Genomic DNA, 12856 nt, shown 5'->3' on the forward strand with positions numbered 1-12856 from the left:
GCTGCGGGAACGGCCTGTCCGCCTAATGTGTTCGGCTGAGATCGGAAATCAACCCCGATGATTATTTGATCCCCGTCCCAGAAAAATCATGCTAGGCGGTGTACGAGATAGTCGCGGCCACTGCATGGCGCCAGCCGGCGATCTTTTTGGCTCGCTCGTCTGCGGGCATGGCAGGCTCCACGATGCCGCGGGCACCGTAGACGTCGACCACGTCGCGCGTATACATGCCCAGCGCGATACCGCAGGCCCAAGCCGCGCCCAGACCGCTCATCTCGTCGTTGCTCGCAATGCGGATGGGCGAGCCGACCAAATCGCTCTCAAACTGCATCAGGTACGCGTCGCGCGTGGGGCCGCCGTCAACACGAAGCTCGGCAAGCGCCGCGCCCGAATCCTCGACCATCGCATCAATGACGTCAAAAATCTGATAGGCGATCGACTCGTCGGCAGCCTTTACGAACTCCGCGCGGCCCGTGGTGCGTGTCATACCAAAAACGCATCCCTCGGCATCACTTGCCCAGTGCGGCGCACCCAGGCCGGTAAACGCCGGCACAAAGTAAACATGGCTCGCCGGGTTGGCGGCGTAGCACAGGTCGGTGACCTCCTCGGGGTTGTTGATGAGCTCCAGGTCGTCGCGCAGCCAGGTCTTGACGGCGCCGGCGTAGCTCACGTTGCCCTCGAGTACATACTCGGTCACGCCATCCATACGCCACGCAAGCGAGCTCGAAAGCCCGTGCGAGCTGGCGACAAACTCGTTGCCGACGTTCATCATGACCGAGCTACCGGTGCCATAGGTCGCTTTGGCCATGCCGCGGCTGTGGCAACCCTGCGCAAACAGGGCCGCATGGCTGTCGCCCAGCACGCCGTGTACCGGCACGGGTGCGGGCAAAAAGCCATCCAGGTCCGTTGTGCCAAACAGACCGTCGGAATCGGTCACCTGCGGCAGGCAGGCCGGATCGATGCCAAAGGCCTCGCACACCGGCTCGCTCCAGCAGCCACGGCGCAGGTCGAAGAGCTGCGTGCGGCTGGCATTGGACCAGTCACAGCGAAACTCCGCGCCGCCCGTGAGCGTCCAGACCACCCAGGCATCGATGGTGCCCAGACACAGCTCACCCGACGCCGCGGCCTCGGCAGCCGCCGGAACGTTCGCGAGAATCCAAGCCATCTTGCCCGCCGGATAGTAGGGCGAGAGCACCAGGCCCGTTGTGTCACGCACCAGCTCTGCCACGCCTTCGCGCGCCGCAAGCTCGTCACACAGCTCGCGGGCGCGGGCACACTGCCACACCACGGCGTCGCACAGCGGCTCGCCCGTCGTGCGGTTCCAGGCAACGGTGGTCTCGCGCTGGTTGGAGATGCCAATACCAGCAATGTCGGCCGGATTGACCCCGGTCTCCTCCACCACGGCACGCGCCACGGCCAACACGTTGGCGGCGATCTCGACCGGATCATGGCTCACCCAGCCGGCATCATTGACAATCTGGTGATGCGAGCGGTCGGCACGATGAATCAGATGGCCGCCCTCGTCCACCAGCAGCGCCTTGGTGCCCTGCGTGGACTGATCGATTCCGATGATGTAGTTGCTCATGTACTCTCCCATTCCTTCCGCCAAAGCAAAGACAGCCCGGCGGACAAGGAGCGAGCGGCCGCCAAGTGCCGCAGATTGCCGTGAAAGAGGAGCGCCGCGTACTTTGTGTACGCAAGCGACGGTTTGAACGGCAAGGTGCGGTGCTTGGCGGCCGCGCAGCGTCTGTTTCTACTAGTTGCCGAGGAAGTCGGCGACCGTCTTGGCAATGCCTTCGCCGGTGAGGCCGTAGTGCGCAAAGACCTCGGGCGAGGTGCCGGTAATGACCGGCGCGTCGGGCAGGCTCAGGCACTTGACCGGACGCGGGCAATGCTCGCCCACGACCTGCGCGACCATGGAACCCAGGCCACCGAAGGGGCTGTGCTCCTCGACGGTCACGACGGCGCGCGTGGCACTGGCGGCCTCGATCACGGCCTCGGCGTCGAGCGGCTTGACGCAGTACATGTCGAGCACCGTTGCCGAAATACCCCGCTCGGCCAGCAGGTCGGCGGCGTCCACGGCGTGGCGGACCATCTCGCCGGTGGCGACGATCGTCACATCGGTGCCGCGGCGCACCCAGGTAGCGCGGTCCATCTGGAACGGGCACTCATCCTCGGCGTACACGTCCTCGACCGGGTTGCGGCCCACGCGGATGTAGGCCGGCTTGTTGTCGGCGACCAAGGCGCGCACGAGCTCGGCGGTCTGGAAGCGGTCGCTCGGCAGATACACGCGCATGTTGGGGATCGCGCTCATGGCGGCGATGTCCTGTGCGGAGTGGTGGCTCATACCCAGGGCGCCGTAGGACACGCCGCCCGAGATGCCGATGAGCTTGACGTTGGTGTTGGAGTACGAGACGTCGACCTTGCACTGCTCATACGAGCGCGTGGTCACAAAGGACGCCGGCGAGGCGGCCCAGGCCTTCTTGCCGCACGAAGCCATGCCGGCGGCGATACTCACCAGGTCCTGCTCGGCGATGCCGACCTCGACGGACTGCTGGGGGTACTGATCGAAGAACGGCGTGAGCGATGCGGAGCCGCGGGAGTCGGAGCACAGGACGACGATGTCCTTATCGGTCTCGGCGGCCTCGAGCAGCGTGTCGCAGATAACCTTGCGGTTGGCGATCTTGTTAGCCATTGATGGCCTCCTTATGGGCAGCGAAATCGGCGATGATCTGGGCATATTCCTCATCGTTGGGCAGGTGATGATGCCAGGCGGCCTTGTCCTCCATAACGGGCGAGCCATAGCCCTTCACCGTGTTGAGGATGATGACCGTGGGCTTTCCGCTGGTCTCGGCCGCAAGCGTCAGCGCAGCGTCGATGGCCTGGACGTCGTTGCCCGGAATGGAGAGCACGTTCCAGCCGAAGGCGGCCCAGCGCTCCTCCTGCGAATCCTGCTTCATGACGTCCTCGGTGCTGCCGCTGATCTGCAGGCGGTTGCGGTCCACGAGCGCGCACAGGTTATCGAGCTGGTAGTTGCCGCCGCTCATGGCACCTTCCCAGACCGAGCCCTCGGCAAGCTCGCCGTCGCCCATGATGGTGTAGACGCGGTAGTCGCGGCCGTCCATCTTGCCTGCAAGCGCCATGCCGACGGCCACGGGCAGGCCATGGCCCAGCGAACCGGAGTTCATCTCGATGCCCTTGAGCTTGTTGTTGGGGTGGCCGATGTAGGGGCTGCCGAACTTGGAGAAGCGGGCCTTGACGTCGTCGAGGTCCAGATAGCCCTCGTGGCACAGCACCGCGTAGTAGGCCTCCATGGCGTGGCCCTTGGAGAGCACAAAGCGGTCGCGGTTGGGATCGTCGACGGTCTCGGGCGAAATGTTAAGGTGGTTGGCGTAGAGTGTCATGAGGGCGTCGATCACCGACATGTCGCCGCCAATATGGCCGCCGGCGCCAGCCATGATGATATCGACGCAATCACGGCGAAGGTCCCAGCGCAGGGACTCAAGCTCTTCGATAGTTGCCATTTCTACTCTCCTCGCAGGTAGGCTTTGACGTCTTCTTCGATGGGGTCGTACAGGTCGGGCTGGATGCCAATGTACTTGCAGGCCTCGTAGAGCACCGGCACCACGTTGGCGTGAATAGCGACGCAGTGGTGGATGTAGGGGCCCTCGACGATCTTGGCCTCGAGGCGCTTGAGGTTTTCGACCTCGACCCACAGGTAGGTGCCCATGCCGACCGGGCCGTCGATGCCGCGGGCGTTGCCCAGCAGCAGCGAATACTCGCCGTTGTCGCCGTCAAAGCGGGCAAGGGTGAGATCGCCGTGCTTGGCCTCGGCCGTCAGCGCGCCGGGGTGGTCGAAAGCCAGCGGGTAGGTGAGCTTGGGCTTGACGGCCGCGCAGCTGCAGGGCCAGGGGCCGCAGTGCTGCAGCAGCTCGCCGTTCTCGTTATCGGGATGGCGCACGGTCCAGTCGGCGAACATGCCGCGGTGACGGCCCAGGTCGGCGGCCTCGACCATCAGCGCGGTGATTGCGCCGTGGATATCGGTCTCGCAGACGACGGGGATACCCATCTCGTTGAGGATGGCGTTGGCGGCGCAGGGCATAATGCCCAGCTCGTCCTGCAGGGCGTTCCAGCACTGGATGGCGCCGGCGTTGCAGCCGTACTTCTCGACCAGGCGCTTCATAGCGATGGCGAGCCCTGCGACCGCGGGGACCTTGTCCTCGGGGATGCAGATCTCAAAGCTGCGGCGAATGTGGTCGAGCATGGCGGCCATGGCCTGCTCGTCGCTCTGAGCGTCGTGCACAGCCTGAACAAGTTCGGTCATGGGGATGGGCGAAAGCTGAATATTGAACTTCTCGAGCAGCTCGCCCTCGTTGCACATGGTGGACCAGAAGTCGAACGGACGGGTCGCCATCTGCAGGATGCGCGTGTGCTTGAAGGTCTTGACCACGTTGCACACGGCCAAAAAGTCCCAGACGCCGCGCTCGAACTCGGGATCGGTCAGGCGGCAGTTGGTCATATAGGTAAAGGGAACCTGGAAGCGGCGCAGAACCTTGCCGGTGGCGAACAGGCCGCACTGGCTATCGCGCAGGCGGGTGCCATCGGGCTCGGGGCGCTCGTCGCGCGGGCCCCACAGCAGCACAGGCAGACCGAGCTCGCGGGCAAGGCGGGCGCAAACGTACTCGGTGCCAAAGTTGGCGTGGCACAGCATGATGCCGTCGACGCCCTCGGCGCGGAACTTCTTGACGATAGGCTCGATATGGCTGTCGTCAAACAGCAGGCCCTCGTCATTAATGTCGTCGATGTCCACGATGTCGACGCCGATCTCGCGCAGGCGATCAGCCGTCAAGCCGCGATACTTGATCGCGTCCGGCGCGCTAAAGATACTGCGGCGCGTGGGCACAAAACCGAGCTTGATCTTATCCATGTACGTCCTCCCCTAGTCACATGTTCAGTAAACAGACGCATGTTTCGTTTTGTTCTGTTTACTAAATGTTTTACTCTTCTGTTTAGAAGTTTAACGCGAAATACCCGTAAACGGTAGAGAAATCAGCCTAAACGGTATGTAAACAAACTGAACATACAAGGGGAACAAAAAGAGGGCCCCGAAGGACCCTCTCAATCCGCACATGTATGTAAACGGATCAACACCGCCCTGTTACCGCGAGTACACCACCCACGGTGATAAGCCGGCAGCAAAGTCCGTGGTTACGCGCCCATCTTGCGATAGACGTCCACGAACTCCTTGGCAAGGATGCCAAAGCCCTCGGCGCTCATCAGCTGATCCTCGGCATGGACGACCAAAAGATCGATGCTCAGGTCCTCGCCGGCGGCAGTCTGCTGGACAAGGCCAGCATGGGCAGCGTGGCCCTCGGCATAGTGCTGCTGGCCTTCCGTGATCTTTGCCTCGGCCTCTTCGAACTTGCCGTCACGAGCTAGATGAATCGCATCGATATAGCAGCTGCGCGCGCAACCGACACCTGCAATGATCTGAAAACTCTGAAGCTGAATCTCTTCCGCCGTCATACTTACAGCCCCATCAGTTCCTTGGCCTGAGCCAGAGCCTTGACGCCGTCCATCATGCCGTAGGTAGTCATGGGAATTACGCCGACCGGAACCTCGGGGCATGCGGCGCAGACCTCATCCTTGGCATAGCCAACCTGCGGCCCAAGCAGAATGCAGTCGGCATTGCGGCCAATGGTGGCAGCCTCGTTGACGGCGTGAGCGGAGACCTCGCACTCCAAGCCCTCGGCGTCGGCGGCCTTCTTGATGTTCTTCATGATGATGCTCGTGGACATGCCGCCAGCGCACATAAGAACGATGTTTTTCATTGCAGTTCCTTTCCTGTAACCCCTCACAGGGACCTATATGATTCGAAGATCAACGTAATCGACCGAGCCTGCGAACTTATAGCCAATGTCTTACTCGGCAGAAGCCTTTGCAGCGGCCTCGGCCTCGAGGGCCTCCTTGTCGGCCATCTTGACAAACGGGATGAACAGCAGGGCAACGGCGAGAATCGCAATACAGACGATGGCGACCAGGCCGAGACCACCGACAAAGAAGTCGGTGATGGGCAGCGGCACTACAAACGGCATACTGATCGTCGGATTAAACGCGTTGCCAAATCCCAGCAGCAGACCAATGGCGGCAACGGCGCATGCGACCGGTTTGAGCAGGATGTAGGGGATGAACATATAGGGGTTCATAGCAATGGGCGTACCAAAGATAATGGGCTCGGAGATGTTGAAGATGGCGGGAACCAAAGCAACCTTGGAAAGCGTCTTGTAGCGCTCGGACTTAGCCGTGAGCAGCGCAAGCTCCATACCTAAGGCGTCAACAGAGCCCACGGAGAACAGCACGATGAACGCCAGATACGGAAGCGGCTCACCGGCAAGGTATGCCTCGATGTTGGCAAGACCACAGGCCTGGATGACCGGCATGTACACGCCCATCAGGACACTGGGGTGAATACCAAAGAAGAACAGCAGATTGCACAGCACAAAGTAAGCGACAACTGCCCACGGGCTCGAGCCAAGGAACATAACGGGCACCGCGACGGTGGAGTTGATGAGATTGAAGACATCGCCATAGCTCGTCAGGCCCATACCCCACTTAAGCAGCGCGGCCGTGGTGAAGATAACGATGGCGCAGAACATCGGGGATAGCGAATCGTTAACGAACTGAGGGACGGAATCGGGCATGGGAATGGCGATGTGCTTCATAAGGAAGTTAAGCGCCTTCGGCACGATCAACGCCACGAGCAGCGCAACGAACAGACCCGAGCTGCCCAGATAACGGGTCGCGATAAACGTCGAGCCGTCCTCGGCATGGCCAAGAGGAATCAGCAGGAGCAAAACGCCAATAGCCGCAACCGTCGACGTAAGGCCTTTGTTCTCGAGCACCTTGCCGTAGGAGTACGAGACCGAGGCGCACATGTAGATGGCGCCGAGGTTCATGGTAACGACCAGTACGTCTGTAATCGTCGCCGACATGCCGGTGCTGGTAAGGAACGCCTGCAACGGCGGGATCGGCAGCCCGTTGATAATGGAGAGCAGCGCCACGCCCAGCGTAACGGGCATGGTCGCCATCATGCCGGACATAAGGCCCTTTACGACCTTAAAGCTACTCACTTTGTGGGCAATGGGGCCCACGTGCTTCTCGAGGAAGCCCTGCATCGAATCGAGAACGCTCATTTTTGTGTTCACTGATCCTCTCTAAACGATTCATCTAGCTGTCAAACGGGAAATTGCGGCCGACTCTTTCCCGCCTATGACCAATGGAAATATGGTTACGCCTTGAGCTCGAGGACGAGGAGCCAATCCCCAACCCCGGGTTTGTCAGGCAGAATGATGCTGCCCGCGACGGCAAGGGCGTCCTCGCCGTCACGGTATGCGCCCGTGCGAGGGTTAAACCATCGGCTTGCATAGGCAGCGCCCGTCGGCACGCCCTCGATAGCAAGCTTTTGGCGCACGGTATCGCCAAAGTACGCGACGATGCGCGAAAGGTCCTGGTTGGCGGTTGCCAGCGGAGCCTTGTTGGCAAACAGGTTGCCCGCATCGGTCGTTTCGTAGGGAGCGAGCTCCCAGAAGTGATTGTCTTCGTAGAAGGAGCGCATGTAGCCCATCTGGACCGCACCTTCTCCGTCTACCGCCTGGGCCCAAGTAATGCCAAAGCGGTTGAAGATCGCCATAAAGGGGTCGAGCTCCTCAGGGCTTTCCCACACGTTGTCCCAGATTCCCTGGGCTCCGTAGGTATAGCCGGCGCCGCCGGCCTGCATGCAGATATACGCCACACGGCGCAGCATGTCTGCGGTGCACAGGCGCGTACCCATCTCCTCGAGCGTCGAGCAAAACTCGTAGAGCGCCTCGCCCTCAACGAAGGGCTTGTCGTCATGAGCTGACAGATAGTCAAAGTAGTCACTCGCCTTGATCAGGTAATCGCCGTGACCGGCCTGATTAAGCGTAAAGTCCATCCAGGACTCGTCCTGGTAGTAGTCGGCAAAAGGTCGCTCGTTGGTATAGTGTGCCGTCGCCAGGTGGCCATAGCCGTCGCGAGCCTCGATCTCCAGGGCAACCTCGCGCCAACCGTCGATCAAAGCGGCTCGGTCTTCTTTGCCATACCCGGCGACCTCGCCGGCAAGTGTCCACACCATGGGGTATGCGCCATAGCGCGCCACCAGATAGCGGGCAAGATGCTTTTGGTGCTCCACACCGTGCTCGCCGCGAATGGAAAACGCCCATGCCTGCCCAAGCGCGTTGACCAAGCCGGCATCGGCGATATAGGCCATGCGGCGGTCGAGCTCCTGCTGGTAGAACGCCACATTGGGCAGATCCTCCGCGCCCTTGGCCATGCCACCGTCAATCCAATAGCGGTCACGCGCGCCCATGTCAGAGCGCAGGTTGGTCTGATAGACGGTAAAGCCCTGCTCAACGCGCAGGTCGACCATGCCGCGGAACTGGCTCGTCATGCCGGAGTGGTTTGACTTGTCCCAGCTCTCGCGATAGGCAAACTCCCAATGAGTATCGCCCAGCCAAAAGAACGGCGTGCCATCCGCATAGGCAAACACGTGCGGATTGTCCGCAACGCGGATAAAACCGTGGCGATACAGATCGAGGTCGCCCGCGTACGGCACGGCCTCGACGCGGCCCGTGCAGCCATTAAGACCGGTCTGCTCGGGAGCCTCGATAACATAGTTCCAGGCACCCAGCTCGGTCGGGGCAAACGACACGCAGTAGGTACGCCCACCATCCCAGTAGGCCTCGCGGCGAATTACGTGCCACTCGGGCCGGTGAACTCCGCCCAAATCTCAACGTCTAAAAACGGGTTATCGAACGAACAGGCGCTCTCAAACGTCAGTACAACCGGGCGCCAAATCTCGGCAACAGCGGCTTGATTCAACGTCATATCCATTGCAGACCCCTCTCCGGTCTTAGTCCTGCTAGTTCAGTCCTCGCTCACGAGCGGATGCCATGGCAAAGTCAACGATCGCTTGGGCATCCTCGGCACAAATAAAGCCTTGTGACACCTCGATCGCCGTATCGCGTTCACACAGAGCGCGATGGTTTTCGAGCGACCCGTACAGCTCTTTGAGCATCGATGCCGAGAACGACTCCATGTGGCCAAACAGCCCGTCCTTATCGCTCGTCTTATCGACCGTGCCCTGCCCCGGCTCCACCAAGCTCGTGTTGGAGTAGCGGGCAAACGGATGCTCGAGCAGGCAGGTGCGAAGTCCGCCCTTGGTATTTCCCAGGGCATCCTTTACGTTCTCGCCGCTCGCGTCCAGCTCAATGCGTGGACAGGTTGCCGGAGCCGCACCCGTACGGACCCAGCGGAACAGATTGCGGAATGCAGCATGGAACAGATACTGCGACGGATAGGCGTTTGCCTCGGCATGCTTACCGACATACACCGGCAGATGGTCGATACGCTTGAGATCCTCGTCGTCTTGGTAATAGTCGACGTAACTCCACTGCGTATCGTGGGAAGCACCCGTCACCTCGTACAGCCGGTACTTAAAATCGGGATCGTCGCTATCGGGCATAAGCGTGCGCCAACTCTCAAAGCGACCGTTCTCGCTTTCGGTCTGAAGGGCGATAAACGGCTCCTCGACGTGCTCCACACGCAGTAGATGGTGTGCGTATTCCCGGCAGCATTCATACTGGTTGACGGGAATGCACATCGAATGGATGCCGCCGCCAGACAGATATCCGTCAAACACGCGGCCGTCACGGCGCACCTCCTCGCGATAGGCAAAACTGTTAAGGTAGCGGAACAGATAGGCGCCGGACTGAGACCATCCTGTAAGGCAAATTGCCTGGCGAGGATAGTCGCGGATCGGGTTAAGGTCGGAGTCTCCGCGCAAGAGCCACGCAAGATCGGTCAACATGTCCCAAAACAGGCCAGTCTCGTAAGAGATGTCCATGTCGGGAAGCGCGCCGTCGCGTACGAGCTGTTCCGGATCAAAGTCAAAGGGCCGCTCGGGAGTTGGGTTTGCCCAGCTCATGAAGGCATAGCGATCGGGATTGAATTCCTTGAGCTTAGCGATGGTGTTGGGCTTGCTGGTAATGCCCACATAGATATCGCCAGAGCGCACAAACTCGCCGTGACCCAGAATCCACATGCGCTCGATTTCCATAAACGATGTGGGATTGATGATCTCCACGACCACATTGCCACTCGCTTGCGCCGGATCTTTCGGAGCACGAACAACGATCCGATTGGAATAAGGAGCGTCGGCAGTCATGACCTCCACGCCGCCGTCTTCGTCGGCGGTGCGATACACGTTGGCGGTACCGTCAACGCGATACTCGCGCTCGACGTAATCCTTTGCGCTCAGATGACAGTAGCGCTCGGCGCTCGAAAACGGATAACTCTCATCCGTAATGGGCATTTGGAAAATACCGCTGATCATCTCGTCCCCCTTGTTGTTGCGTTTGCTGAGACAAACTCTACTGTGGGCGCTACTTAACTTCTATTGATTCTTAAGTTTAATTACTAAATATTTAGCTTAATAAACAGCCTGGTGTTAAGCTCATGGTAAGTTCACAAACGTTAGGAAACACCATGGCCGTTACTGCAAAACAAATCGCTGACCAGCTGGGAATTTCGGCAGCGGCCGTTTCCCTTGCACTTAACAATCGACGCGGCGTAAGCGAAAAAACACGGCAGCTGGTACTTAGCACCGCCGAAGCTCTAGGTTACGACTTTAGCAAGATTAAGTTCGAGCGCCAAAAGAGCGGAACCGTTGCCTTGGTTGCCTTTAACCGGCGCCGCATCTTTGCGCGCCCCTTCTTCGCCGATATGCTCGCCGGAGTCGAGGGCGCTCTTAGACACGCGGGATTCTCGTTTTCGCTGGTGAACTACTCACCGTTCGAAAACACTCAGCAACAGATCGCCGACATCGCCGAAGCGCAATATGATGGTGTCATCATCCTTGCAACTGAGATGTTCGAATCGGATTTTATGCCGTTTGCATCGCTGGACTGCCCTCTGCTGCTGTTGGACTCATGCATGAGCGCTGGGGTCGATACGGTCAAGATCGACAACGCCGCCAGCATGATGCTAGCCGTGCAGTACCTGCATTCGAAGTATGGATCTGTCCCCGGGCTGTTAACGACGCCCGTTACCGTGAGCAACTTCACCGAACGACGCTTCGCCTACGAACACGCCATCGGTCAGCTATCGGGCTCGGAAAAGTGCGGCATCATCCACGAACTCGCCGTCGCTCCAGACGAGGCATACGCCGACATGCTCGACATTATTGATTCGGGCGAACCCCTCGCCCAAAACTACGTCGCTGTCTTTGACGATATAGCTATTGGGGCCATGAAAGCCTTTATCGAGCGTGGTTATCGCGTGCCCGATGACGTACGCATCGTCGGCTTCGACAACAACGCCGGCGGAACCTACGTGCAGCCACAACTGACCACGCTCAATGTTCCTTCGGAGTATATGGGCGCCGTCGCCGCACGGCGCCTCGTCGAGGTTATCGACGAGGCCGAGCACCACCCGCTCAAGATCGAGCTGGGGGCATCGCTCATCAAGCGCCGTTCTGCCTAGAGCTCGCGCACGCTCTGGCGCTCGACAAAATAGGTCGAGACGGCCGTTTTGCAGGTATAGCTCTTGGGATTGCGGATGTTGCCCACCAGACGGCGCACCGCGATCTCGCCCACCTCGTGCTTGGGAACATGCACCGTGGTGAGTGGCGGGTTGGAGAAGGCGCCCACGGACAGGTCGTCGAAGCCGATCATCGACACATCGTCGGGCACGCGCACGCCATGCTCGTTGAGGGCACGCATGGCACCAACGGCGAGTACGTCGTTTTCGGCAAAGAAGGCCGTCGGCAGGTCGTCGCGCGAGACGGTGTCGAGCCAGGCACCCATGTCGTGATAAGCGCCCTCGAGTGTGGTACCCAGGGTGACATGCCATGCCGGATTGGGCTCAAGGCCCGCATCCTCAAGCGCTTGACGGTAGCCGCGCTCACGGTCCTTAAAGTTGCGGATACGCAGGTCGCCCGCTAGATAGCCAATCTGCTTGTGACCTTTCTCGATAAGATGGTCAACGGCGCGCAGCACCGAATCGGTATTGGCGATGACCACGGCATCGAAGTACTGGCGATCGCTCCAGCCATCGAGCACGATCAGGTGGGCAGCAGCGTTGGCAAACAGGGCGTAGTCCTCCTCGCCCAGCTCGGTACCCATCAGCACGATAGCGGCTGACGGATCGGCGATAAGGCCCTCGACCTGCGGGCGCACGGCGTCCAGGTCGCTAAAGTCGAGCGAGACAAAGCTCGTACTCATGCCGTGGCGGCGTGCTTGGCGCTCCACGCCCTCGATGACCGCAGGGTGGAAGGTGCTCTCGTCCAGGATGGCACCCGTCTTGCGCGCGAGCACAAACTGGATGCTCTCGAGCTGCGTCGACTGCTGGTAGCCGAGCGACTGCGCACACTCCAGGATGACCTTGGCGGTCTCCTCGCTCACGCTGCGCTTGCGGTTGAGTGCGTTGGACACGGTTGCGGGCGAGAAGCCGGTAATGCGGCTGATCTCGCGGACGCTTGCTTTAGCCATCGTTCCCCCTAGCAACGGTCGCGGCCGAGCATCGTGGCTTGACCGCCCGTGGCTCGGCAACTAAACGACCGCAAATTCAATCTAAACAGAATAGTAAATGTTTATTAGCTAGTTTAGCCTGTTGTCAAGCGAAGCGGCACAACTATTCCCCCAACGGGCGCATTTACTCGGTAGCTAATCTGGGACAGGGCTCTTTTGAGTGCTTTTGCCACCGGATGATTTTTCTGGGACGGGGATTAAAAAAGGCTCTGTTAGACCAGGATTGACATACATGTGTCCCCACGGTGCCATAT

General features: G+C 60.1%; 12 protein-coding genes. 1 reads left to right on the forward strand and 11 read right to left on the reverse strand.

All coding sequences use genetic code 11. The features are described 5' to 3' along the window. Window positions 1-91: 91 nt before the first annotated feature. The 10 genes from I2D41_RS00255 to I2D41_RS00295 all read right to left on the reverse strand — a co-directional run bounded on the left by I2D41_RS00255 (window position 92) and on the right by I2D41_RS00295 (window position 10408). Complete coding sequence (locus I2D41_RS00255; RefSeq protein WP_195363156.1) at window positions 92-1582, reverse strand: FGGY family carbohydrate kinase; 1491 nt, start codon at window positions 1580-1582, stop codon at window positions 92-94. A gap of 171 nt (window positions 1583-1753) precedes the next feature. Beyond that, window positions 1754-2692, reverse strand: coding sequence for a transketolase family protein (locus I2D41_RS00260; RefSeq protein WP_195363157.1), 939 nt, complete (start codon window positions 2690-2692; stop codon window positions 1754-1756). Further along, a complete protein-coding gene (locus tag I2D41_RS00265; RefSeq protein ID WP_199588805.1) occupies window positions 2685-3521 on the reverse strand; it encodes a transketolase in 837 nt (278 codons plus the stop codon). The genes I2D41_RS00260 and I2D41_RS00265 overlap by 8 nt, the downstream gene beginning before the upstream one ends. A gap of 2 nt (window positions 3522-3523) precedes the next feature. Further along, entirely contained in the window at window positions 3524-4924 is a 1401-nt protein-coding gene (locus I2D41_RS00270) for an L-fucose/L-arabinose isomerase family protein (RefSeq protein WP_195363158.1), read from the reverse strand. 281 nt (window positions 4925-5205) lie between these two features. Continuing rightward, the gene (locus tag I2D41_RS00275; protein WP_195363159.1) at window positions 5206-5523 is read right to left on the reverse strand and encodes a PTS lactose/cellobiose transporter subunit IIA; all 318 of its coding nucleotides are present in this window, start codon (window positions 5521-5523) and stop codon (window positions 5206-5208) included. A gap of 2 nt (window positions 5524-5525) precedes the next feature. Further along, window positions 5526-5828 carry a PTS sugar transporter subunit IIB gene (locus I2D41_RS00280; protein WP_195363160.1) on the reverse strand — a complete coding sequence of 101 codons (303 nt, stop codon included), beginning with the start codon at window positions 5826-5828 and terminating at the stop codon, window positions 5526-5528. A gap of 90 nt (window positions 5829-5918) precedes the next feature. Continuing rightward, window positions 5919-7202: a PTS sugar transporter subunit IIC gene (locus I2D41_RS00285; protein ID WP_195363161.1), complete on the reverse strand. Its 1284-nt coding sequence runs from the start codon at window positions 7200-7202 to the stop codon at window positions 5919-5921. 83 nt (window positions 7203-7285) lie between these two features. Next, on the reverse strand, window positions 7286-8800 hold the full coding sequence (locus I2D41_RS00290) for an apiosidase-like domain-containing protein (protein ID WP_267471587.1): 1515 nt from the start codon (window positions 8798-8800) through the stop codon (window positions 7286-7288). Next, entirely contained in the window at window positions 8767-8901 is a 135-nt protein-coding gene (locus tag I2D41_RS09970) for a DUF5060 domain-containing protein (protein ID WP_267471588.1), read from the reverse strand. The genes I2D41_RS00290 and I2D41_RS09970 overlap by 34 nt, the downstream gene beginning before the upstream one ends. Before the next feature lie 34 nt (window positions 8902-8935). Then, window positions 8936-10408, reverse strand: coding sequence for an alpha/beta hydrolase domain-containing protein (locus I2D41_RS00295; protein ID WP_195363162.1), 1473 nt, complete (start codon window positions 10406-10408; stop codon window positions 8936-8938). A 152-nt stretch (window positions 10409-10560) separates the two neighbouring features. Here I2D41_RS00295 and I2D41_RS00300 point away from each other — a divergent pair, with 152 nt between their 5' ends. Further along, window positions 10561-11556, forward strand: a complete 996-nt coding sequence (locus I2D41_RS00300) for a LacI family DNA-binding transcriptional regulator (RefSeq protein WP_195363163.1) — start codon at window positions 10561-10563, stop codon at window positions 11554-11556. Here I2D41_RS00300 and I2D41_RS00305 read toward each other — a convergent pair. Further along, window positions 11553-12563, reverse strand: a complete 1011-nt coding sequence (locus tag I2D41_RS00305; RefSeq protein WP_161160624.1) for a LacI family DNA-binding transcriptional regulator — start codon at window positions 12561-12563, stop codon at window positions 11553-11555. The two genes, I2D41_RS00300 and I2D41_RS00305, sit on opposite strands and share 4 nt — an antisense overlap. Window positions 12564-12856 lie beyond the last annotated feature (293 nt).

Origin of the sequence: Collinsella aerofaciens, assembly GCF_015552075.1 — a bacterium.
Taxonomy (GTDB): Bacteria; Actinomycetota; Coriobacteriia; order Coriobacteriales; family Coriobacteriaceae; genus Collinsella; species Collinsella aerofaciens_Y.

Bases quoted from the DNA above. Each gene is read 5' to 3' on its own strand.
- I2D41_RS00275 (WP_195363159.1), bottom strand. From the start codon at position 5,523: ATGACGGCGGAAGAGATTCAGCTTCAGAGTTTTCAGATCATTGCAGGT.
- I2D41_RS00280 (WP_195363160.1), bottom strand. From the start codon at position 5,828: ATGAAAAACATCGTTCTTATGTGCGCTGGCGGCATGTCCACGAGCATC.
- I2D41_RS00260 (WP_195363157.1), bottom strand. From the start codon at position 2,692: ATGGCTAACAAGATCGCCAACCGCAAGGTTATCTGCGACACGCTGCTC.
- I2D41_RS00305 (WP_161160624.1), bottom strand. From the start codon at position 12,563: ATGGCTAAAGCAAGCGTCCGCGAGATCAGCCGCATTACCGGCTTCTCG.
- I2D41_RS00300 (WP_195363163.1), top strand. From the start codon at position 10,561: ATGGCCGTTACTGCAAAACAAATCGCTGACCAGCTGGGAATTTCGGCA.
- I2D41_RS00295 (WP_195363162.1), bottom strand. From the start codon at position 10,408: ATGATCAGCGGTATTTTCCAAATGCCCATTACGGATGAGAGTTATCCG.
- I2D41_RS09970 (WP_267471588.1), bottom strand. From the start codon at position 8,901: ATGACGTTGAATCAAGCCGCTGTTGCCGAGATTTGGCGCCCGGTTGTA.
- I2D41_RS00270 (WP_195363158.1), bottom strand. From the start codon at position 4,924: ATGGATAAGATCAAGCTCGGTTTTGTGCCCACGCGCCGCAGTATCTTT.
- I2D41_RS00265 (WP_199588805.1), bottom strand. From the start codon at position 3,521: ATGGCAACTATCGAAGAGCTTGAGTCCCTGCGCTGGGACCTTCGCCGT.
- I2D41_RS00255 (WP_195363156.1), bottom strand. From the start codon at position 1,582: ATGAGCAACTACATCATCGGAATCGATCAGTCCACGCAGGGCACCAAG.